Below are 20,338 nucleotides of genomic sequence, written 5' to 3' on the forward strand. Positions count from 1 at the left end.
CGCAAAGGGTACGCAGAGGACGCAAAAGAACAGCCATCAATAAATGGGATTCCTTTTGCGCTCTCTGCGTACCCTTCGCGTCCTCTGCGTCCGGAAGTCCTGTCTCCTTCAGACCTTCCACTTCTCCAGCAGCTTCTCCGGCCGCATCGCGTCGTAGGTCTCGAAGGGCTGGTGGATCCACGGGTTGGTGGACAGGAAGTCGACCGAGTAGTCGGGCGTGAACTTCGAGATGCCCTTGGTCCAGATCACCGCGCTGCGCAGCTCGGTGATGCCGGGGTACTTGCTGCGCAGCATCTCCACCACGCGGTGCAGGGTGTGCCCCGAGTCCGCCAGGTCGTCCACCAGCAGCACGCGGCCGGCGATCTCGCCCTTGGGCGTCGTGATGTAGTGCGCGATGTCCAGGTGGCCCTGCACCGTGCCGGCCTCGGCCCGGTACGAGCTCGTCGACATGATCGCCAGCGGCACGTCGAAGATGCGCGAGAGGATGTCTCCCGGCCGCATGCCGCCGCGCGCCAGGCACAGGATGGTGTCGAACTGCCACCCCGACTGGTACACCTTGATCGCGAGCTTCTCGCACAGGTTGTGGTACTCGTCGTAGCTCACGTACAGGTGCTTGCCGTCTTCCGTCAACATCGCTCGGATCCTCGTTCAGGCCAGGTAGGGGTGGCGCATCATGATCGTGTGCTCACGATCGGGGCTGGTGGAAATGATATCGACCGGCACGCCCGTGACCTGCTCGATGCGCTGCAGGTACAGCCGCGCGTTCACCGGCAGCTTGTCGAACTGCGTGACGCCCACGGTCGATTCGCTCCAGCCCTCCATGGTCTCGTAGACGGGCTTGCAGCGGGAAATCTCGTCGGCCCCCAGCGGCAGGATGTCGGTGTGCTGGCCATCGAGCTCGTAGCCGGTGCAGATCTGCAGTTCCTTCAGGCCGTCGAGCACGTCCAGCTTGGTGATGCACAGGCCCGACAGGCCGTTGACCTGCGCGCTGCGCTTGAGCAGCGCGGCGTCGAACCAGCCGCAGCGGCGCGAACGCCCCGTGGTCACGCCCTTCTCCGCGCCCACCGTGGAGAGGTGGTAGCCCACCGTGCCGGGCGTCTGCCAATCGAGCTCGGTCGGAAACGGGCCGCCGCCCACGCGCGTGCAGTAGGCCTTGGTGATGCCCAGGATGTAGTGCAGCATGCCCGGGCCGATGCCGGCGCCCGCCGCCGCATTGCCCGCCACGCAGTTGCTGGAAGTGACGTAGGGATAGGTGCCGTGGTCCACGTCCAGCAGCGTGCCCTGCGCGCCTTCGAACAGCAGGTTGTCGCCGTGGAGGTGGGCCTCGTTCAGCTCGCGCGACACGTCGGCCATCATCGGGCGGATCTGCTCGCCGTGCGCCAGCGCCTCGTCCAGCACCTGCTGGTAATCCACGGCGGGCGACTTCAGGTACTGCGTCAGCACGAAGTTGTGCAGGTCCAGCAGTTCCTTGAGCTTCTCGGCGAAGCGGTCGGCGTGCTTCAAGTCCTGCACGCGCAGCGCGCGGCGGGCGATCTTGTCCTCGTAGGCCGGGCCGATGCCGCGGCCGGTGGTGCCGATCTTCTCGGTGCCGCCTTCCTCGCGCCGCGTTTCGCGCGCCAGGTCCAGCGCCGCGTGGAACGGCAGGATCAGCGGGCAGGCCTCGCTGATGCGCAGCCGGGAACGCACTTCCACGCCGGCCTTCTCGAGGCTGGCGATCTCCTCGAGCAGCTTGGCCGGCGACAGCACGACGCCGTTGCCGATGTAGCACTTCACGCCCGGGCGCATGATGCCGCTGGGGATCAGGTGCAGCGCCGTCTTCACCCCGTTGATCACCAGCGTGTGCCCGGCGTTGTGCCCGCCCTGGAAGCGCACCACGCCCTGGGCCATCTCGGTGAGCCAGTCCACGAGCTTGCCCTTGCCTTCGTCGCCCCACTGGGTGCCGACCACGACCACATTGCGGCCCTTCGTCTTCGTCATCGCTGTCGCCATTCGAAAAAAATCCGGGAAAAGTTTCGGTTGGGAGGATCAGAGCGTGCGCACGGCCCAGCGGCCCGCCGCGTCGCGCGCGAGCTCGCGGTCGCAGTCGAACTCGTCGAGCTCGCTCTCGTGGCCGGGCAGCACGCACACGACCGTCTCGCCCTGGCCGCGCAGCTGCGCGATCGCGCCGCGCAGCTCGGAGGCGTCGGGGCCGGCATCCAGCCACGGCGCGCGGATCGCGGCCTTGAGCGAGCGCGTGGCGGCCACGCCGACCAGTTCGCGCACGTCGAGGCTGAAGCCCACGGCCGGACGGTTGCGCCCGAACACGGCGCCCACTTCGTCGTAGCGGCCGCCGCGCACCAGCGCGTCGCTCGCGCCCGGCGTGTAGATGCCGAAGCGCATACCGCTGTAATACGCGTAGCCGCGCAGGTCCGCCAGGTCGAAGCGCATCTTCGCGCCCTCGACGTGGCCGGAGATCCAGCGCAGGTGCTGCAGCGCCTGCTGCGTCAGCGGCGAATCCGGCAGCACGCGCGCGGCTTCGTCCAGCACCCTGGCATCGCCATAGAGGTTGATCAGCGCCAGCAGGCCTTCGCGGGCGGCGCGCGGGAATTCCTTCGTCAGATCCGCCAGCTCGGTCGAATCCTTGGTGGCGAGCGCCGCGTGCACGCGCGCCAGGCGCTCGGCGGACAGGCCGAGGTCGGCGACGAGCGCGCGCACGATGCGCGCGTCGGCCATGTCCACGGTGAGCGGCTCCACGCGCGTGGCCTTCAGGCAGTCCAGGGCCAGCAGCAGGGCCTCGAGATCGGCCTCGAGCCCGGCGTGGCCGTAGATCTCGGCGCCGAACTGCAGCGGCTCGCGGGTGGCGTGCGGGCGATCGGGGCGGGTGTGCAGCACGGGGCCGCAATAGCACAGGCGCGTGACGCCCTGGCGATTGAGCAGGTGCGCGTCGATGCGGGCGACCTGCGGCGTGGTGTCGGCGCGCAGGCCCAGCATGCGGCCGGAGAGCTGGTCGACCAGCTTGAACGTCTGCAGGTCCAGCGCCTCGCCCGTGCCCGTGAGCAGCGATTCCAGGTGCTCCAGCATGGGCGGCATCACCAGCTCGTAGCCGTAGCCACGGGCGGTGTCCAGCAATTCGCGGCGGAGTTCTTCGATGTGCCGGGCCTCGGAAGGCAACACATCGGCGATGTGATCCGGCAGGACCCAGGCGGACATGGGAAGGGGACGCTGTTAAAAACGTGATTCTACCGGGTGAGGATGTGGTGGCCTCGCCGGGTCCTTGGTGGGCCTTCCCGCCGGATCAGCCCGGGAGTGTCCGTCTCAGCGACTGTCCCCCGGCGCGGATGAGAACCGTTGCCCGTGATGTCGCAGCGCCCGCGCCTCCTCCTTGATGCCGCTGAGACGGACACTCCCGGGCTGATCCTGGAGCGTGCGCGATCGGGCACCGCGGCTTCGGTGGAGCTCGCCGGAGGCGCGCGTGTCGGTCACGCGCAAGGCGAGGACCAGGATGGGACAGTCCGACTCGGCGACATCAAGGAGGAGGCGCGGGCGCCATGCTATGACGGGCAACGGTTCTCATCCGCGCCGGAGGACAGTCGCGGAGGCGGACTGTTCCATCCTGGTCCGGGTCAGGGGAACGGACGCGCAGCGCCGAAACGCGCATGCCGCCCGCGCGGGAATGATGTCACAACAACGTCAAAGCACGATCCAGAGCAGCACGAGCCCCAGCATGATGCTGGTCAGCCCGAAGAACCTCAGCTGCCCGTCCTTGAGCTGCAGCAGCTTCAGGAATGTCTGCCGCCAGCCCCCCGGCGACAGGAAGGGAAAGAGGCCTTCCAGCACCAGCATCAGGGCCAGTGCGGCCCAGAAGACATCCGTATCCAATGCGGACTACCGGCGCGGGGCTGCGGCAGGCGCCGCGGGCGCGGCGCCGCCCGTGAGGCCGCCGCGGAAGGCGCGGAAGAACTCGGTGCCGTTCGGGTCGACCACCAGCACGTCGCTCTTCTTGCTGAAGCTCGACTTGTAGGCCTCCAGGCTGCGATAGAACTGCGCGAACTGCGGGTCGCGGCCGAAGGCCTCGCCATAGGTCGACGCGGCCAGCGCATCGCCCTCGCCCTTGATCTTCTGCGCGTCGCGGTAGGCATTGGCGACCGTCACCTCGCGCTGGCGGTCGGCGTCGGCGCGGATCTTCTCGCCCTCGGCGGCGCCCGTCGAACGCAGTTCGTTGGCCACGCGCTTGCGCTCGGCTTCCATGCGGCCGTAGACCGCCGTCGTGATCGCGTCGACGTAGTCGGCCCGCGTGATGCGCACGTCGATCACGTCGATGCCCCAGGGCTTGGCGCCCTTGACGACTTCCTGCACCTCGCGCTTGACGTCGGCCATCAGCTGCTCGCGCTTGGTCGACAGCAGCTCGCGCACGGTGAAGCGGTTCACTTCCTCCTGGAAGGCGTTGCGCACCACGCGATTGAGCTGGTTGTTGCCCGCGGCCTCGTCGAGGCCCACGTTGCGGATGTACTGCAGCGGATCGGTGATGCGCCAGCGCACGTACCAGTCGATCACCACGCGCTGCTTCTCCGCCGTGAGCATGGGCTCGGTGTCCACGCTGTCGAGCGTCAGCAGGCGCTTGTCGATGTAGCTCACGCTTTGCAGCGGCGGCGGCAGCTTGAACTTCAGCCCCGGCTCGCTGATCACGTCCTTGACCTGGCCGAAGGCATAGACGACGCCGAACTGGCGCTGGTCCACCACGAACAGCATGGAGCTCAGGAGCGCCAGCAGGACCAGCAGCGAGGAGACGATAAAACCGATTCTGTTCATTCTGGCCTCCGCCGAGCCGCCTCAAGGAGGCCAGACGCCACCCCGGGGGGCAGCGAGTACACGTAGTGACGAGCGTGGGGGTACATCTAGCGAGACTCCCTCTCGCGGCCGCGGCCGCTGTCGCGGGCCCGGGCGTCGGTGGACGCGTTGGAAGACGAGGACGGCGGCGGTGCCGAAGCCGGGGACGGCTGCGGCGTGGCGCTCTCGTGCGCCGGCGTGGCGGCGGCCCCGCCGGCGGCCACCTGCTGCAGGATCTTGTCGAGCGGCAGGAACAGCATGTTGCCGCCCTGGCGCGATTCCACCAGCACCTTCGTCACGTTGCCGTAGATCTGCTGCATCGAATCGATGTACAGGCGGTCGCGCGTGACCTGCGGCGCCTTCTGGTACTCCACCAGCAGCAGCTTGAAGCGCTGCGCATCGCCCTGCGCCTGCGCCACGATGCGCGCCTTGTAGCCTTCGGCTTCCTGCGACAGGCGCGAGGCGGCACCCACCGCGCGCGGGATCACGTCGTTGGCATAGGCCTGCGCCTCGTTCTTGGCGCGCTCGCGTTCCTGGGCGGCGCGCAGCACGTCGTCGAAGGCCGACTGCACCTGCTCGGGCGGGCGCACGCCGCCCTGCTGCAGGTTGATGCCGACCACCTCGGCGCCGATCTGGTAGCGGTCCAGGATCTGCTGCATCAGCGTGCGCACGCGGGGCGCGATCTGGTCGCGCTCGTCGGCCAGCGCCGAATCCATGCGCATCTTGCCCACCACCTCGCGCACGGCCGTCTCGGCGGCCTGTACCACGGCCTCCTGCGGGTTCTTGCTGTTGAACAGCCAGGCGCGCGCGTCGTTCAGGCGGTACTGCACGGCGAACTTGATCTCGACGATGTTCTCGTCCTCGGTCAGCATCGCCGATTCCTTCAGGCCGGTCGCGCGGATCACGTTGTCGCGACCCACGTCCACCGAGCGGATCTGCGTGACGTACACGACCTCGTGGCGCTCGATCGGGTACGGCAGGCGCCAGTTGAAGCCCGCGCCGACGGTGGCGCTGTACTTGCCGAAGCGCGTGATCACAGCCTGCTGGCCTTCCTGCACGATGAAGATGCCGGTGCCCATCCAGATCACCACCACCACGATCGCGATCAGGCCGGCGCCCACGCCGGCGCTCTTCATGTCCGGCTGGAAGTTGCCGTTGCCGCCGCCGCCGAAGCCGCCGCCGCTGCCGCCCTTGCGGCCGCCGAACAGGCCACCGAGCTTGCGGTTGAAGTCGCGCCACAGTTCGTCGAGGTCGGGCGGGCCCTGGTTGGGGCCCTTGCCGTCCCCGCGGTCACGGTCGCGGTCGCTGTTCTTGTCTTCGCCGCGGCCCCAGCGGGGATCGTTCAGGTTGAACATGCCCCGGATGCGGCCTATCAGCCCGGTCGGGCTCAGGCTGCGGGAAAGAAGCTTCATTCGTTCGGATCTCTCGTTATCGGCAGGCGCATTGTGCCCAAAGCGCCTGACGTCAGGATGAGCCAGGGGCAACGGCGTCCGCCGGGCGTGTCGCCTCGGCCACGATGCGCGTGAGTTCGCGGCGCAGCTCGGGCAGGCCTTCGCCCGTCTGGCTGCTGACGAACACGCGCGGATGCTGCATCCCCTCGACCTCGAAATGGTCCACCAGCTGGCGCGGCCGCTGCCCGGCCTCCAGCGCATCGATCTTGTTGAACACCAGCAGCTGCGGCACCCCGGCCGCGCCGATTTCATGCAGCACGCGCTGGACTTCCGCGATCTGCTCCGGATGGTGCGGGTTGGCCGCATCCACCACGTGCAGCAGCAGGTCGGCATCGGCGGCTTCGTGCAGCGTGGCCTGGAAGGCGTCGATCAGGCCGTGCGGCAGGTCGCGGATGAAGCCCACGGTGTCGGACAGCGAGACCGAGCGGCCGGCCATGCCGTTGCCCGCGGATTCGTCCTGCAGGAACAGCTGGCGGGTGGTCGTGTCCAGCGTGGCGAAGAGCTGGTTGGCCGCATAGGCGCGGGCCTTGACCAGCGCGTTGAACAGCGTGGACTTGCCGGCGTTGGTGTAGCCGACCAGCGAGATGTTGAAGGTGTCGCGCCGCTCGCGCTGGCGCCGCTGCGTGGCGCGCTGCTTCTTCACCTTCACCAGCCGCTCGCGGGTGCGCTTGATCGAATCGTCGATCATGCGCCGGTCCAGTTCGATCTGCTTTTCGCCCGGGCCGCCGCGCACGCCCGCACCGCCGGTCTGGCGTTCCAGGTGGGACCAGCGGCGCACCAGGCGCGTGCTCAGGTACTGCAGGCGCGCCAGCTCCACCTGCAGCTTGCCCTCGTGGCTGCGGGCGCGCTGGGCGAAGATCTCCAGGATCAGCAGGGTGCGGTCGTTGACCGGCAGGCCCATGTGCCGCTCCAGGTTGCGCTGCTGCGCGGGGCTCAGGGACTGGTCGAACAGGATCTCGCTGGCGCCGGTTTCCTCGGCCAGCTGCTTGATCTCGTCGGCCTTGCCGCGGCCGACGAACAGCGCCGCATCGGGCGCCTTGCGCTTGGCCGTGACGCGGGCGACCGGCTCCATGCCCGCGGTCTGGGCCAGCTGGCCCAGTTCCTCGAGTTCGGCGTCGAAATGCGGCAGGCCCAGGTCCACCCCCACCAGGATGGTGGCGGCGGCCGGGCGTTCGGGGGATGCGCTCAAACCGGCAACCAGGAAAAGCAGGAGGTGGGCCCGCCGGGGCGGGCCGTCGTGCGGAAAAGACTCAGGTGGAGGCGCCTTCCCCGGTTTCCGCGGGTGAGAAGTTCACGGCACGGCCCGGAACGATGGTGGAGATCGCGTGCTTGTAGACCATCTGCGTCACGGTGTTGCGCAGCAACACGACGTACTGGTCGAAGGATTCGATCTGACCCTGGAGCTTGATGCCGTTGACCAGGTAAATGGACACCGGGACGTGCTCTCGACGCAGGGTGTTCAGGAAGGGGTCTTGTAGTAGCTGCCCTTTATTGCTCACGATATTCTCCGTGTTTCCGGTGTTGTTGGAACTCCCACATTACCACAGCCACGGCTGCGGGCGGGAAGTCACTGGCTGCCCAGTTGTCGCCGTTTGATCGGAATTCAAGGCCGACCGGCGGAAATGCGCCTCGTGATCCGGACGGGGAGGGGTCGGCCCGCCTCAGTGAATGTCCCCCGGCGCGGATGAGACCCGTGCCCTGACCGAGGATGGCGCCCGCGCCTCCTCCTTTATTTCACTGAGGCGGGCCGCCCCCTCCCCGTCCTGCACCGTGCCTCGGCGAACTCACCGGGGGCAGCGGAGCCCCCGCGGGCGCGCTGCAGGAGCGGGGCGGCGCAACCCGCCTGGGCGAAATAAAGGAGGAGGCGCGGGCGTGTCGCCAGGTCAGGGCACGGGTCTCATCCGCGCCGGGGGACATTCGCCCAGGCGGGTTGCGCCGCCCCGCTCCGGGCCAGGGGCAAAGAACAACGCGGGATTCCGGCTATTCCTTGTCCGCGTACGGATTCTTGGAAGTCCGCATCTCGATGCGCAGCGGCGTCCCCACCAGGTTGAATTCCTTGCGGAACCGCCCCTCCAGGAAGCGCTTGTAGGCATCGGTGACGTGCTCCAGCGAGTTGCCGTGCACCACGATCACCGGCGGGTTCATGCCGCCCTGGTGGGCATAGCGCAGCTTCGGGCGGAACATGCCCGAGCGCTTGGGCGACTGGAACTCCACCGCCTCGTGCACCAGCCGGGTGAGGACGGGCGTGGTCATCTTGACCGTGGCCGACTTGTAGGCCTGGATGATCGAAGCCCACACCGGGCCCAGGCCCTGGCGCTTGGCCGCCGAGATGAAGTGCAGGTCGGCGAACTTCAGGAACACGAGGCGCTGCTCGATCTGCCGCCGCACCAGCTCGCGGTTGTACTCGTCGATGGCATCCCACTTGTTGACGGCCAGCACCACGGCGCGGCCGCTTTCCAGGATGTAGCCGGCGATGTGGGCGTCCTGGTCCGTCACGCCCTGCGTCGCGTCCAGCAGCAGCAGGACCACGTTGGCCGACTCGATCGCCTGCAGCGTCTTGACCACCGAGAACTTCTCGATCGCCTCGAACACCTTGCCCTTGCGGCGCAGCCCCGCCGTGTCGATCAGCTCGAACTTCTGGCCGTTGCGCTCGAAGGGCACCGAGATCGCGTCGCGCGTGGTGCCCGGCAGGTCGAAGGCGACCAGCCGTTCCTCGCCCAGCCAGGCGTTGATCAGCGTCGACTTGCCGACGTTGGGCCGGCCGGCCACGGCCAGCTTGATGATGCCGGTCTGCTGTTCCTCCGCGCCCTCTTCCTCTTCGGGAATGTTCAGCGGCTCGAAGGCGACGTCGACCAGGCTGCGGATGCCCTGCCCGTGCGCGGCGGAGACGGGGTGGACCTCGCCCAGCCCCAGCTCGTAGAACTCGGCCAGTTGCACCCCTTCCAGCATGCCTTCGGCCTTGTTGGCGGCCAGCACGGTGGGCTTGCCCAGCTTGCGCAGGTAGTTGGCGATGTCGTGGTCCTGCGCGGAGACGCCGGCGCGGGCGTCGACCACGAACACCACGACGTCGGCCTCGGCTACCGCCTGCTTCGTCTGCCTGGCCATCTCCTTGTAGATGCCGGACTCGGCGGAGGGCTCGAAGCCGCCGGTGTCGATGACGATGAACTCGTAGCGGCCGTGGCGCGCGTTGCCGTAGTGGCGGTCGCGCGTGAGCCCCGCGAAGTCGGCCACGATGGCGTCGCGCGACTTGGTCAGCCGGTTGAACAGCGTCGACTTCCCGACGTTGGGGCGGCCCACGAGGGCCATCACCGGCTTCATGCCGGAACCCTGAGCGCCGACTGGCCGCCCCGGGGCGCGAACGCCCCCCCGGGGGGCAGCGAACTGCACGTAGTGAGAAGCGTGGGGGTCGACATTTACTGGGGGACGAACCCGTAGATGTTGCCGTCGTGCGTGACCACGACCAGCGTGTTGCCGGCGGCCACCGGGGCGGCGCCGATCGCGCTGCCGTCGGTCGCCAGGCGCTGCAGCAGCGTGCCGTCCTCGCGCGAGAGCATGTGCACGAAGCCGAAACCGTCGCCGACGACCACCGAGCGGCCCAGCGCCAGCGGGGTGCCGAGGCCGCGGTGCAGCATCTTGTCGTTGGTCCAGGCGCGCTGGCCGTCGGTGCGGCGCCAGGAGATGACCTTGCCGTCCGTCTCGGTGCCGAAGACGTTGGCGGCATCGCCGTGCACGCCCTCGGAGCCGTTGGCGCGCTGCGTCCAGGCCACGGTGCCGCGGCTCGCGTCCACGCAGCCCACGGCTGCCTGGAAGGCACGGGCGCAGACCGAATCGCCGACGCGGCTCACGCGGCCGACCAGGTCGACCAGCCGCTCGATGTCGTTGATGCCGCGCGCGGTGGCGATGGGGGCCTCCCAGCGCACGCTGCCGTTGAGGGGGTTGAGGCCGGCCAGGCGCCCGCCCTGCCCCACCACGAGCGTGTCGCCCACGGCCAGGATCACGCCGGCCTGGCGCAGCACCAGCGGCTCGCCCTGGCGCTGCTGCGCCCACAGGCGCCGGCCGGTGCCGCCGTCGAAGGCCGACACGGAGCGGTCGCCGCCCAGCACGAACACGCGCGCGCCGGCCACCAGCGGCGCCGTGTACGACAGCGCGGGCAGCTTCTGGCGCCACACTTCCTTGCCGCTCGCGAAGGCGACCAGCTCGTTGTTGCGGGTGATGACCGCGGCGGTGCCGCCGTCGAAGCCGACGCCGGCGGCCAGCGGCGCCCCGGCGTTGCCTCGCCATTGCTCGCGGCCCGTGGCCGCATCGATGCCGACGACCGTGCCGTCGCTGGAAGCAGCCGCGGCCACGTTGCCGTTGACGGCCACCACCAGCGGGAAATCGACCTTGCCGATCTTGCCGGTCCAGGCTTGCCGCACGGCCAGCAGGTTCGGGTTGGCCTGCAGTTCGGCGGGCTTCGGCTTCTCGGCGCCGCCCACGAAGGGCAGCGAATGGAGGAAGGAGCAGCCGGCCAGCAGGACGGCCGCGCCGGCGGCCACGCCAGCGCGCAGGAATCGCGGTCCCGTCATGACTTGGCGGTCTCCCCGGCGGGCTTGAGCGTCTGCACGTCGACGCCCAGCGCGGTGAGCTTCACCTCCACCAGGGGGCGGTACTGCGAATCCGGGCTGAACGCCTGCCAGGCCTTCATGTATTCCAGCTTGGCCTGCTCCTTGTTGCCCTGCAGGTTGTAGATGTCGCCGCGGCGGTCGGCGGCCAGGGCCTCGAATTCGCGCGGGATGCCGGAGTTGAGCTGCTTGAGCGCGCCGTCGTAGTCCTTGGTGTCCACCATCATGGCGGCCAGGCGCAGCCGGGCCACGGCCTTCAGGCCGTCGTCGTTGGCGTCGTTCGCGACCCATTGCAGGGCCGACTTGGCGCCATCGAGCTTGCCCTTCTCGGCCAGCACGCGGCCCGCCAGCAGGCCGGCCTGCTGCGCGTAGGTGGTGCGGCCGAACTTGTCCTTGATGTCCTGGAAGGCCTGCTCCACCCGTGCGGCGTCGCCGCCGACGGCGGCGCGCTCCACCTCGTCGTAGAGGAAGGAGGCCTGCACGGCCTGGCGCCGCTCCCAGTACTGCCAGCCGTTGTACGCGGCGATGGAGCCGAACACGACGATCAGGATCCAGGTGATCGCGTTGCCGTACTGGTTCCAGTAGTGCTTGAGCTGGTCAAGCTGTTCCTGTTCTTCGAGGTCGAGGTGTGCCATGGTGTGCCCTGCCAGGGCTTGTTGTGCTGCCCAGTTACGGGTGGGATTGTAGGCTGGCGGTGAGCCGCGCCAGCGCGCGAACCCCAGCGCTGGGGTTCCGGCGCTTCGCGCGTCACCGCCAGCCTACAGCTTGATCATTCAGCCACGCAGCGCGACGCCCCAGGAAGCGGCATCCGCGAGCGGCTTCGACTCCTGCGTGCCCGCACGCAGGTCCTTCACCGTCACCTGCCCCTGCGCCAGCTCGTCGCCGCCGAAGACCAGGGCGAAGCGGGCCCCGCTCGCATCCGCGCGCTTGAACTGCGACTTCATGCTGCCGGGACCGTCCGGGCCGCCGGCGTGCTGCTGCACGCGCACGCCGGCGGCGCGCAGCGCCTCCAGCGTGGCGATCACCGTCGGCAGCGGCGAGCCCGCCGGCACGACCGCGTACGCATCGGGCGCGGCACTGGGCACGGGCACCTTGAGTTCCTGCAGCAGCAGCAGCAGCCGCTCGATGCCGAGGCCGAAGCCCACCGCCGGCGCCGGCTTGCCACCGAGCTGCTCGATCAGGCCGTCGTAGCGGCCGCCGCCGCACACCGTGCCCTGCGCGCCGAGCTGGTCGGTCACCCACTCGAACACGGTGAGGTTGTAGTAGTCCATGCCGCGCACCAGGCGCGGGTTGACGCGGTATTCCAGGCCCACCGCATCCAGGGTGGCCCGCACCGCGTCGAAATGCGCCCGCGAGGCCTCGCCCAGGGAGTCGATCAGGCGCGGCGCGCCCTCGATCAGCGGCTGCATGGACGCCACCTTGCTGTCCAGGATGCGCAGCGGGTTGGTGTGCAGGCGCCGCTTCGAATCCTCGTCCAGCGCTTCGGCATGCTGCTGGAAGTACGCCACCAGCGCATCGCGGTGCGCGCGGCGCTCGTCGGGCTGGCCCAGGCTGTTGAGCTCCAGCCGCACGTCGCGGCCTTCGGCCAGCCCCAGCTCGCGCCACAGCGCACGGGCCATGAGGATCATCTCGGCGTCGACATCCGGCCCGGCGAAGCCCAGGGCCTCCACATCGAGCTGGAAGAACTGGCGGTAGCGGCCCTTCTGCGGCCGCTCGTGGCGGAACATCGGCCCGATGGTCCACAGGCGCAGCGGGCCGTTGTACAGGGCGTTGTGCTCGTTCATCGCGCGCACGATGCCGGCGGTGGCCTCGGGGCGCAGCGTCAGGCGGTCGCCGTTCATCGAGTCGACGAAGGAGTACATCTCCTTTTCCACGATGTCGGTCACCTCGCCGAGGCCACGCACGAACAGCGCCGTGGGCTCGACGATCGGCGTCAGCAGGTACTGGTAGCCGTAGCGCGCCATCACGCCGCGCACGCAGGTCTCGAACCACTGCCACAGGGCGGAATCCGGCAGCCGTTCCGTGCGCGGCACGGAGGGCGGCAGGATGTCGTTCATGCCCTTGACGGCAGCCAGCTTCTCCGCCTTCTTCGCGGCGGTATTCGTATCGGTTGTCATGTCGCTCAGGCGGTCTCGGCCGCGCGGTGGCCGAAGCGCTTTTCGATGTAGTCCTCGACCAGCGCGTGGAACTCGCGCGCGATGTTGTCGCCGCGCAGCGTCAGCGCCTTCTGGCCGTCGATGAACACGGGCGCGGCCGGCGCCTCGCCGGTGCCGGGCAGGCTGATGCCGATGTCCGCATGCTTGCTCTCGCCGGGCCCGTTGACGATGCAGCCCATCACGGCCACCTTCATCGTCTCGACGCCGGGGTACTTCTCGCGCCACACGGGCATCTGCGCGCGCAGGTAGTCGTCGATCTGCTTGGCCAGTTCCTGGAAGGTGGTGCTGGTGGTGCGGCCGCAGCCCGGGCAGGCCGTCACGCTCGGCACGAAGCTGCGCAGGCCCAGCGCCTGCAGGATCTCGGAGGCGATCACCACTTCCTGCGTGCGCGACTCGCCCGGCTGCGGCGTGAGCGAGACGCGGATCGTGTCGCCGATGCCTTCCTGCAGCAGGATGCCCATCGCCACCGACGACGCCACGGTGCCCTTGGTGCCCATGCCGGCTTCGGTCAGGCCCAGGTGCAGCGGGTAGTCGCAGCGGCGCGCGAGCTCGCGATAGACGGAAATCAGGTCCTGCACGCCACTGACCTTGCAGGACAGCAGCACCTGCTCGTGGCGCATGCCGAGTTCCTCGGCCAGGCGCGCCGAGCCGATCGCCGACGTGATCAGCGCCTCGTACATCACCTGCTTCGCATCCCAGGGCTGGGCGCGCTGCGCGTTCTCGTCCATCAGCTGCGCCAGCAGTTCCTGGTCGAGGCTGCCCCAGTTGACGCCGATGCGCACCGGCTTGTCCCACTTCAGGGCGGCCTCGATCATCTGCGCGAACTGGCGGTCCTTCTTGTCGCCCTTGCCCACGTTGCCGGGGTTGATGCGGTACTTGGACAGCGCCTGCGCGCAATCGGGGAACTCGGTGAGCAGCCGATGGCCGTTGTAATGGAAGTCGCCGATCAGGGGGACGTCGATGCCCATGCGATCGAGCTGCTCGCGGATGTAGGGAACCTGCTGCGCCGCCTCGGGCGTGTTGACGGTGATGCGCACCAGCTCCGAGCCGGCCAGCGCGAGTTCCTTCACCTGGATGGCGGTGGCTATCGCATCGACCGTGTCGGTGTTGGTCATCGACTGCACGCGCACGGGGGCGTCGCCGCCCACCGTGACCACGCGCGACCCCCACGCCACGCGGGCCTGGGCGGAGCGGCGCGCCCTGGGCGCGGCAGGTTCGATCGGGAGGCAGTCGGGTTTCATCACTTCACTTCGAATCGGGCGACGTTGTCGCGCGCGACGCCGGCGAGGTCGAACGGCTTGCCGCGCACCTGCACGTCGGTGGCCTGGGCGCTGCCGACGATCACCGTCAGCGGCAGCGCGCCGTTGGCGCCGGCCGTCTCGCCGGGCTCCATCAGCTTTTGCAGGACGGTGGTGCCGCGAGCGTCCTTGACCTGGACCCACGACTGCGCGCGGGCCCGGAAGACGACGACGCCCTTGGCATCGGTGGAGCCGGGGATGGTGGCCACGGACGCCGCCGGGGTGCTGGCGGCGGTGGCCGAGGGCGCCGCCGCGGTGGTGCTGGCGCTGGTGCGCAGCTGCACGCCGTTGGCGGCGCGCGCCGCCTCCGGCGCCTGCGTGACGGCCGCGGGCGTGGGCACGGGCCCGGCCGCGGACGCCGGCGCGGCCGGCAGGCCGGCGATGCTGCTGGCGGCCGGCGCCGGGGCGGTGGTGGGTTGCTCCGGCCGCGCGTCGGGGGTGGCGGGCGCGGTCGCCGGCTCCGGGAGGTTCGCCTGGACCACCGTCTCCAGGCCGCGCTGCGCGAACGGCAGGAAGATCAGCACGAGAGCGCCAAGCAGGAGGGCTACCACGGTCAGCAGCACCGGCCGCGAAACCTGGTTCAGCAGGCCCGGCGGCGGGCCGTCCTTGGGCGAGCGGAACGGCGCGTTGATCGCCTGCCGGGACTCGGCCAGGCGCGGCTGCGGTGTCTGCGGCAGCCGCTGCAGCACCGGGGCCGGATCGATCTTCAGCGTGCGGCAGACACTGGAGGCGAGCGCGCGCACGAACACCGCATCCGGCAGTTCGTCGTAGCGGTCCTCTTCCAGGGCCTCGAGCTTGCGCACCGGCACCTTGAGGTTGGCGGCCAGGGTCGCGACATGCAGGCCGGCCGCCTCGCGCGCCTGCTTCAGGAGGGTGCCGGCGCTCGCGCCATCGGCTGCGGCCTGGTTCTCACTCATCGAACGCCTTCCGGTCCAGCGCCTGGCGCTCGCGTGACTGCGGGAAGCGCTTGCGCAGCTGTTCGCTGAGCTGGCCCATCGCCACGGTGTCGTTCAGGCGGTTCTCCACCTGGATCCCGAGCCACAGCGATTCGGCATTGGCCAGCTCGCTGTTGTTCAGGCGGCGGATGTAGAACTGCGCGCGGGAGAAGTCGCCGCGCATGTACAGCAGGCGGGCCAGGTTGTAGCCCGTGATCGGGTTGCCCGCATCGAGCTCGTAGGAGCGCGCGAGGCTGCGTTCCGCGTCCTCGCGCTGGCCGGCGCGCGCCTGGCACAGGCCCTGCGCCATCAGCGTCTTGGCCTTGTCGGGATACAGCGGGTTCGCCAGCGCCAGCTCGAAGGAGCGCATGGCTTCGGCGTGGCGGCCCAGCTGGCACTGCAGCCAGGCGTAGTTGTGGTGCGCGTTGGCGTCGCGCGGGTTGATCGCCAGCGCGCGCTTGAAGCTGTCTTCGGCCTGGCGGTTGTCGCCCAGCCGCATGTAGACCAGCCCGCGCAGGTTGTAGGCGTCGCCCAGCGTCGGGTCGGCCGCGACCACCTGCTTCAACTCGTCGAGCGCGATCTCGGTCTTGCCCTCCTGGTAGTAGCCGGTGGCGAGTTCGAGCCGGATGCGCGCGCGCCTGCGGTTCTCGGGTTCGTCGGAGGGCGTCACGTGGTCCGCGCTCGCCTCCTGCTGCTGCGACGGCGCGGCGCAGCCGGCGAGCATCGCCGAAGCCGCCGCCGATGCGAGCGCGGCGGCCGCGAGCCAGCGCGCCGTGGATCGTCCGCGCGCCCTCCTGGCCATTTTCATAGTGCCCCCCACGCTCCTCGCTTCGTGTCGTTCGCTGCCCCCGGAAGGGGCCTTCGCGCCTTCGGGCGGCCGTGCGGCGCTCATGGTCCCTATGCCTCCTTCGTGCTGTCCGCGGGCACCTGCTTCAGGACGATCGTGCGTTGCTGCGCGATGCGCCGCTCCACCCGGGTGCGGTCCTTCACGTCGCCGGCCAGCTGGCCGCAGGCGGCGGCTATGTCGTCGCCGCGCGTCTTGCGCACGGTCGTCACGATACCAGCATCACCCAGCACTTTCGCGAATGCCTGCACGCGGTGTTGCGGCGAACGCACCAGCCCCGAGGCGGGGAAGGGATTGAAGGGGATCAGATTGAGCTTGCACGAAACGCCGCGGCCCGCGTGGTGCTGCACCAGGTGGGCCAGTTCGCGCGCGTGCTCCGGCAGGTCGTTCACGCCATCGAGCATGCAGTACTCGAAGGTGATGAAGTCGCGCGGCGCGTGTTCCAGGTAGCGGTTGCAGGCATCGAGCAGCTCCGCCACCGGGTACTTCCTGTTGAGGGGGACCAGCTTGTCGCGCAGTTCGTCGCTGGGCGCGTGCAGCGACACGGCCAGCGCCACGGGGCAGTCCTCGCCCAGGCGGTCGATCATCGGCACGACCCCGGAGGTGGAGACCGTCACGCGCCGGCGCGACAGGCCGTAGCCGTGGTCGTCCAGCATGGTCCGCAGCGCAGGAATCAGCGCCTGGTAGTTCTGCAGCGGCTCGCCCATGCCCATCATCACCACGTTGGAGATGACGCGCTCGCCATTCGTCTGCAGGTGCTTGCGCAGGAAATGCTCGGCGAACCAGAGCTGCCCCACGATCTCGCCGGTGGTGAGGTTGCGCGAGAAGCCCTGGTGGCCGGTCGAACAGAAGCGGCAGCCCACGGCGCAGCCGGCCTGCGAGGACACGCACAGCGTGCCGCGGTCGTCTTCGGGGATGAACACCGCCTCGACGGCGTTGCCGCCGCCGACGTCGAACAGCCACTTGATCGTGCCGTCCGCGGATTCGTGCTGGGACAGGAGGGCCAGGCCCTGGATGCAGGCGTTGGCCTCCAGCTTTTCGCGCAGCGACCTGGCCAGGTCGGTCATCTGGCCGAAGTCGGAGGCGCCCTTCTGGTGGATCCAGCGGAACAGCTGGGTGGCGCGGAACTTCTTCTCGCCGAGCTCCGCGCAGAACGCGGCCAGACCCTCGAGGTCGTAATCGAGCAGGTTGGCCGTCATCTCATGGTTTCCCTTAGCGGGCGTAGATGTTCATCGCCGGGAAGAAGAAGGCGACTTCGTTCTTCGCGGTCTCGGCGGCGTCGGAGCCGTGCACGGCGTTGGCATCGATGCTGTCGGCGAAGTCGGCGCGGATGGTGCCGGCGGCGGCCTTCTTCGGGTCGGTGGCGCCCATCAGGTCACGGTTCTTGGCGATCGCGCCCTCGCCTTCCAGCACCTGGATCATCACCGGGCCGGAGACCATGAAGTCCACCAGGTCCTTGAAGAAGGGACGCTCCTTGTGCACGGCGTAGAACTGCTCTGCTTCGCGGCGCGACAGGTGGGCCATGCGGGCGGCGACGATCTTGAGACCTGCGGCTTCGAAGCGCGCGTAGATCTGGCCGATCACGTTCTTGGCCACGGCGTCGGGCTTGATGATGGAGAGGGTGCGTTCGATGGCCATGTAAGTTTCCTGGGGTTGGTCTTTTAGGGTTTTGCCGGAAGCGGAAAGTTCGGCAAAGCCCGCAATTTTAGCCTGCGGCGAGCGGGCCTGCCTCGGCAGGGTGAAAACCGAACAGCCGGACGCAGAGGACGCGAAGGGTACGCAGAGGACGCAAAAAGAAGACCACTCCAGATGGCTGTTCTTTTGCGCCCTCTGCGTACCCTTCGCGTCCTCTGCGTCCGGAAGTCCGCTTTCAGGTCAGCGGCCCCGGCCGCCACCACCACCGCCACCGCCGCCCCGGCGCTTGCCGGTGCCGGTGGGGCTGCCCTGGCGGCGCTGGCGGTTGAAGCTGTCGGCGCCGATGTAGCCGAAGGAGGTTTTCATCGGGTCCGGCTGGTTGCTGCCGCCGCCGCCCCCGCCCGCTCCTCCACTACCGCCGCCGCCCGGTTTGCGCCGGCCCTGGCCACCGCCCTGGCCGCCACCCAGGGTGCCGCCGCGGGCCAGGGGATCGGGCTGGCGGGCCGCCGGGCCGCCGGCGGGCCGCGGGCCGTCGCCGCGCGGGGGGCCGCCGCGGCGCTTGTTGCGTCCGCCACGGGCGTCGCCGCCCCTGCCATCGCCGCCACGGCTTTCGCTGCCCCGACCTTCGCCACCCCGGCCCTCGCCACGGTCGCGGCCCCCCTTCTCCGGCCGGCCGAGCCCCGGCACGCCGGCCGCGCGCGTCAGCGCTTCGATGTCGCGCTCGTCCAGCTCCATGAAGGCGCCGCGCTTGAGGCCCCGCGGCAGCACCATGGCACCGTAGCGGATGCGGATGAGGCGGCTGACGGCATGGCCCACCGCCTCGAACAGGCGCCGCACCTCGCGGTTGCGGCCTTCGTTGATCGTGACGCGGTACCAGACGTTGGAGCCTTCGCCGCCGCCCTCGTCGATGGTGCCGAAGGCGGCCCGGCCGTCCTCGAGCTGCACGCCTTCGAGGAGCTTCAGCCGCTCCTCCGAACTCAGCGCGCCCAGCACGCGCACCGCGTACTCGCGCTCCAGGCCGAAGCGCGGGTGCATGAGGCGGTTGGCCAGTTCGCCGGAGCTCGTGAACAGCAGCAGGCCCTCGGTGTTGAGGTCCAGCCGGCCGACCGACTGCCACTTGCCCTGCTGCAGCTTGGGCAGCTTGCGGAACACCGTCGGCCGGTTCTGCGGGTCGTCGTGCGTCACGACCTCGCCGACGGGCTTGTGGTACGCGATCACGCGCGCCGGCGGCGGCGCGATGCGCACGCGGATCGGCTTGCCGTTGACCTTGATCTGGTCGCCGTACTGGATGCGCTGGCCGATGTGGGCGGGCTCGTTGTTGACCGAGATGCGCCCTTCCATGATCAGCTGCTCCATCTCCAGCCGCGAGCCGAGGCCGGCCTGCGCCAGCACCTTGTGCAGCTTGGGCGTCTCGGGCTGCGGGGACAGCACGCGCTTGGGCGCAGCCGCGTCTTCCGCTTCCACCTCGGCGTCGAAGCGGCCGGTGACGACGTCCTCGAAGCGGTCGCCGGGTTCGCCGGCGGGAGCAACCGCCTCGGGGCCCTGCTCCGCTTCCTCGCGGCTGCGGCGCCGCGGCGGCGCATCGTCCTCGTCGTCCCCGTCGTCGTCGGCGGTTTCCGCCGCGGGCGCGTCGTTCTCCTCGTCGGGCGGGGACGCCGGCGCCGCATCGGCCTCGGGCACGCGCGGGACGGCGTCCTGCCCCTCGTCGTCGGACGGCGCGCGCGCCATGGCTTCGGTGGCTTCGTTCATGCTTCAGGTCTCGATGGCTTGCTCGGCATCCCGGTCGCCGATGCCGGCCTCGCTGGCGCCGGTGGCGGGCTCGGGCGCGCCAGGGTCGGCGGCTTGCGGGGTCTGCAGGAGGTCTGGCTGCGGCTCGCCCGCCCCGGACGTTTCCAGCGGCAGTTCGGGGGTGTCGTCCAGGGAGGGTTCGGGCGGCGGCTCGGCGGCCTCCACCAGCGCGCCGAACGGGTTGCGGTCGCCCTGGGTGGGCGATTGCAGCTCGGGCAACTGGTCGAGCGAGGCAATGCCCAGGTCGTCCAGGAACTGGCGCGTGGTGGCGTACAGCGCGGGGCGGCCGGCCGCCTCGCGGTGGCCGATCACCTCGACCCAGCCGCGATCCTCGAGCTGCTTGAGGATCTGCGAGCTGATCGTGACGCCGCGGATGTCTTCCATGTCGCCGCGCGTCACCGGCTGGCGGTAGGCGATGATGGCCAGCGTCTCCAGCGTGGCGCGGGTGTACTTGGGCGGCTTCTCGGGGTGCAGGCGGTCGAGGTACTCGCGCATCTCGGGCCGGCTCTGGAAGCGCCAGCCGCTGGCCACGCACACCAGTTCGACGCCGCGCTGGGCCCACTCGTCCTGCAGCTGGCCGAGCAGCTCCTTGATGGTGTCGGCCCCGAGCTCGTCGTTGAACAGCACGCGCAGCTCACGCACCTGCAGCGGCTGCTGGGTGCAGATCAGCGCGGTTTCGAGGACGCGCCTGGCATCCGCCGTATTCATCGTGTCGTCGTGCTGGAAGAGGCGCCATCCGGCGCGGTGCCTGGGTCTGCCTGGGGCTTTGTTCTGGGTCGCCGCGGCGTCGCCCTTGCAGGCAACGCGCCGCGCGCTGGCCGGGC

The 20,338-nt window shown here is 69.7% G+C and carries 19 protein-coding genes; all 19 read right to left on the reverse strand.

Annotated features, from left to right (window positions below; genetic code table 11):
- Positions 1-108 precede the first annotated feature (108 nt).
- The 19 genes from WG923_RS25415 to scpB all read right to left on the reverse strand — a co-directional run bounded on the left by WG923_RS25415 (position 109) and on the right by scpB (position 20,222).
- Entirely contained in the window at positions 109-633 is a 525-nt protein-coding gene (locus tag WG923_RS25415; RefSeq protein ID WP_340353811.1) for a phosphoribosyltransferase, read from the reverse strand.
- A gap of 15 nt (positions 634-648) precedes the next feature.
- Positions 649-1,977 (reverse strand): adenylosuccinate synthase, encoded by a 1,329-nt coding sequence (locus tag WG923_RS25420; RefSeq protein WP_340353812.1) that lies wholly within the window; start codon positions 1,975-1,977, stop codon positions 649-651.
- Positions 1,978-2,025: 48 nt separating this feature from the next.
- Positions 2,026-3,189, reverse strand: a complete 1,164-nt coding sequence (locus WG923_RS25425; protein WP_340353813.1) for an ATP phosphoribosyltransferase regulatory subunit — start codon at positions 3,187-3,189, stop codon at positions 2,026-2,028.
- Positions 3,190-3,669: 480 nt separating this feature from the next.
- Positions 3,670-3,858: a DUF2065 domain-containing protein gene (locus WG923_RS25430; RefSeq protein WP_340353814.1), complete on the reverse strand. Its 189-nt coding sequence runs from the start codon at positions 3,856-3,858 to the stop codon at positions 3,670-3,672.
- A gap of 6 nt (positions 3,859-3,864) precedes the next feature.
- Complete coding sequence (gene hflC / locus WG923_RS25435; protein WP_340353815.1) at positions 3,865-4,788, reverse strand: protease modulator HflC; 924 nt, start codon at positions 4,786-4,788, stop codon at positions 3,865-3,867.
- Between the two features lie 86 nt (positions 4,789-4,874).
- Complete coding sequence (gene hflK / locus WG923_RS25440) at positions 4,875-6,218, reverse strand: FtsH protease activity modulator HflK (protein WP_340353816.1); 1,344 nt, start codon at positions 6,216-6,218, stop codon at positions 4,875-4,877.
- 52 nt (positions 6,219-6,270) lie between these two features.
- Positions 6,271-7,446 carry a GTPase HflX gene (gene hflX / locus WG923_RS25445; protein ID WP_340353817.1) on the reverse strand — a complete coding sequence of 392 codons (1,176 nt, stop codon included), beginning with the start codon at positions 7,444-7,446 and terminating at the stop codon, positions 6,271-6,273.
- Between the two features lie 61 nt (positions 7,447-7,507).
- Positions 7,508-7,756 (reverse strand): RNA chaperone Hfq, encoded by a 249-nt coding sequence (gene hfq, locus WG923_RS25450; protein ID WP_340353818.1) that lies wholly within the window; start codon positions 7,754-7,756, stop codon positions 7,508-7,510.
- A gap of 481 nt (positions 7,757-8,237) precedes the next feature.
- Positions 8,238-9,575 carry a ribosome biogenesis GTPase Der gene (der, locus tag WG923_RS25455; RefSeq protein WP_340353819.1) on the reverse strand — a complete coding sequence of 446 codons (1,338 nt, stop codon included), beginning with the start codon at positions 9,573-9,575 and terminating at the stop codon, positions 8,238-8,240.
- A 95-nt stretch (positions 9,576-9,670) separates the two neighbouring features.
- Positions 9,671-10,822 (reverse strand): outer membrane protein assembly factor BamB, encoded by a 1,152-nt coding sequence (gene bamB, locus WG923_RS25460; protein WP_340353820.1) that lies wholly within the window; start codon positions 10,820-10,822, stop codon positions 9,671-9,673.
- Positions 10,819-11,493 (reverse strand): YfgM family protein, encoded by a 675-nt coding sequence (locus WG923_RS25465; RefSeq protein ID WP_340353821.1) that lies wholly within the window; start codon positions 11,491-11,493, stop codon positions 10,819-10,821. Before WG923_RS25465 ends, bamB begins: the two co-directional genes overlap by 4 nt.
- A 138-nt stretch (positions 11,494-11,631) precedes the next feature.
- A complete protein-coding gene (gene hisS, locus WG923_RS25470) occupies positions 11,632-12,975 on the reverse strand; it encodes a histidine--tRNA ligase (RefSeq protein WP_340353822.1) in 1,344 nt (447 codons plus the stop codon).
- 5 nt (positions 12,976-12,980) lie between these two features.
- Positions 12,981-14,255: a flavodoxin-dependent (E)-4-hydroxy-3-methylbut-2-enyl-diphosphate synthase gene (ispG, locus tag WG923_RS25475; RefSeq protein WP_340353823.1), complete on the reverse strand. Its 1,275-nt coding sequence runs from the start codon at positions 14,253-14,255 to the stop codon at positions 12,981-12,983.
- Complete coding sequence (locus WG923_RS25480) at positions 14,255-15,229, reverse strand: helix-turn-helix domain-containing protein (RefSeq protein ID WP_340353824.1); 975 nt, start codon at positions 15,227-15,229, stop codon at positions 14,255-14,257. Before WG923_RS25480 ends, ispG begins: the two co-directional genes overlap by 1 nt.
- A complete protein-coding gene (gene pilW / locus WG923_RS25485; protein ID WP_445322977.1) occupies positions 15,222-16,055 on the reverse strand; it encodes a type IV pilus biogenesis/stability protein PilW in 834 nt (277 codons plus the stop codon). The genes WG923_RS25480 and pilW overlap by 8 nt, the downstream gene beginning before the upstream one ends.
- An 89-nt stretch (positions 16,056-16,144) precedes the next feature.
- The gene (gene rlmN / locus WG923_RS25490; protein WP_340353825.1) at positions 16,145-17,290 is read right to left on the reverse strand and encodes a 23S rRNA (adenine(2503)-C(2))-methyltransferase RlmN; all 1,146 of its coding nucleotides are present in this window, start codon (positions 17,288-17,290) and stop codon (positions 16,145-16,147) included.
- Positions 17,291-17,303: 13 nt separating this feature from the next.
- Positions 17,304-17,729, reverse strand: coding sequence for a nucleoside-diphosphate kinase (gene ndk, locus WG923_RS25495; protein WP_340353826.1), 426 nt, complete (start codon positions 17,727-17,729; stop codon positions 17,304-17,306).
- 237 nt (positions 17,730-17,966) lie between these two features.
- Positions 17,967-19,475, reverse strand: coding sequence for a pseudouridine synthase (locus WG923_RS25500; protein WP_340353827.1), 1,509 nt, complete (start codon positions 19,473-19,475; stop codon positions 17,967-17,969).
- 3 nt (positions 19,476-19,478) lie between these two features.
- Positions 19,479-20,222, reverse strand: coding sequence for an SMC-Scp complex subunit ScpB (scpB, locus tag WG923_RS25505; RefSeq protein ID WP_340353828.1), 744 nt, complete (start codon positions 20,220-20,222; stop codon positions 19,479-19,481).
- Positions 20,223-20,338: the final 116 nt, after the last annotated feature.

This window comes from Ramlibacter sp. AN1133, from assembly GCF_037890035.1.
GTDB lineage: Bacteria > Pseudomonadota > Gammaproteobacteria > Burkholderiales > Burkholderiaceae_C > Ramlibacter.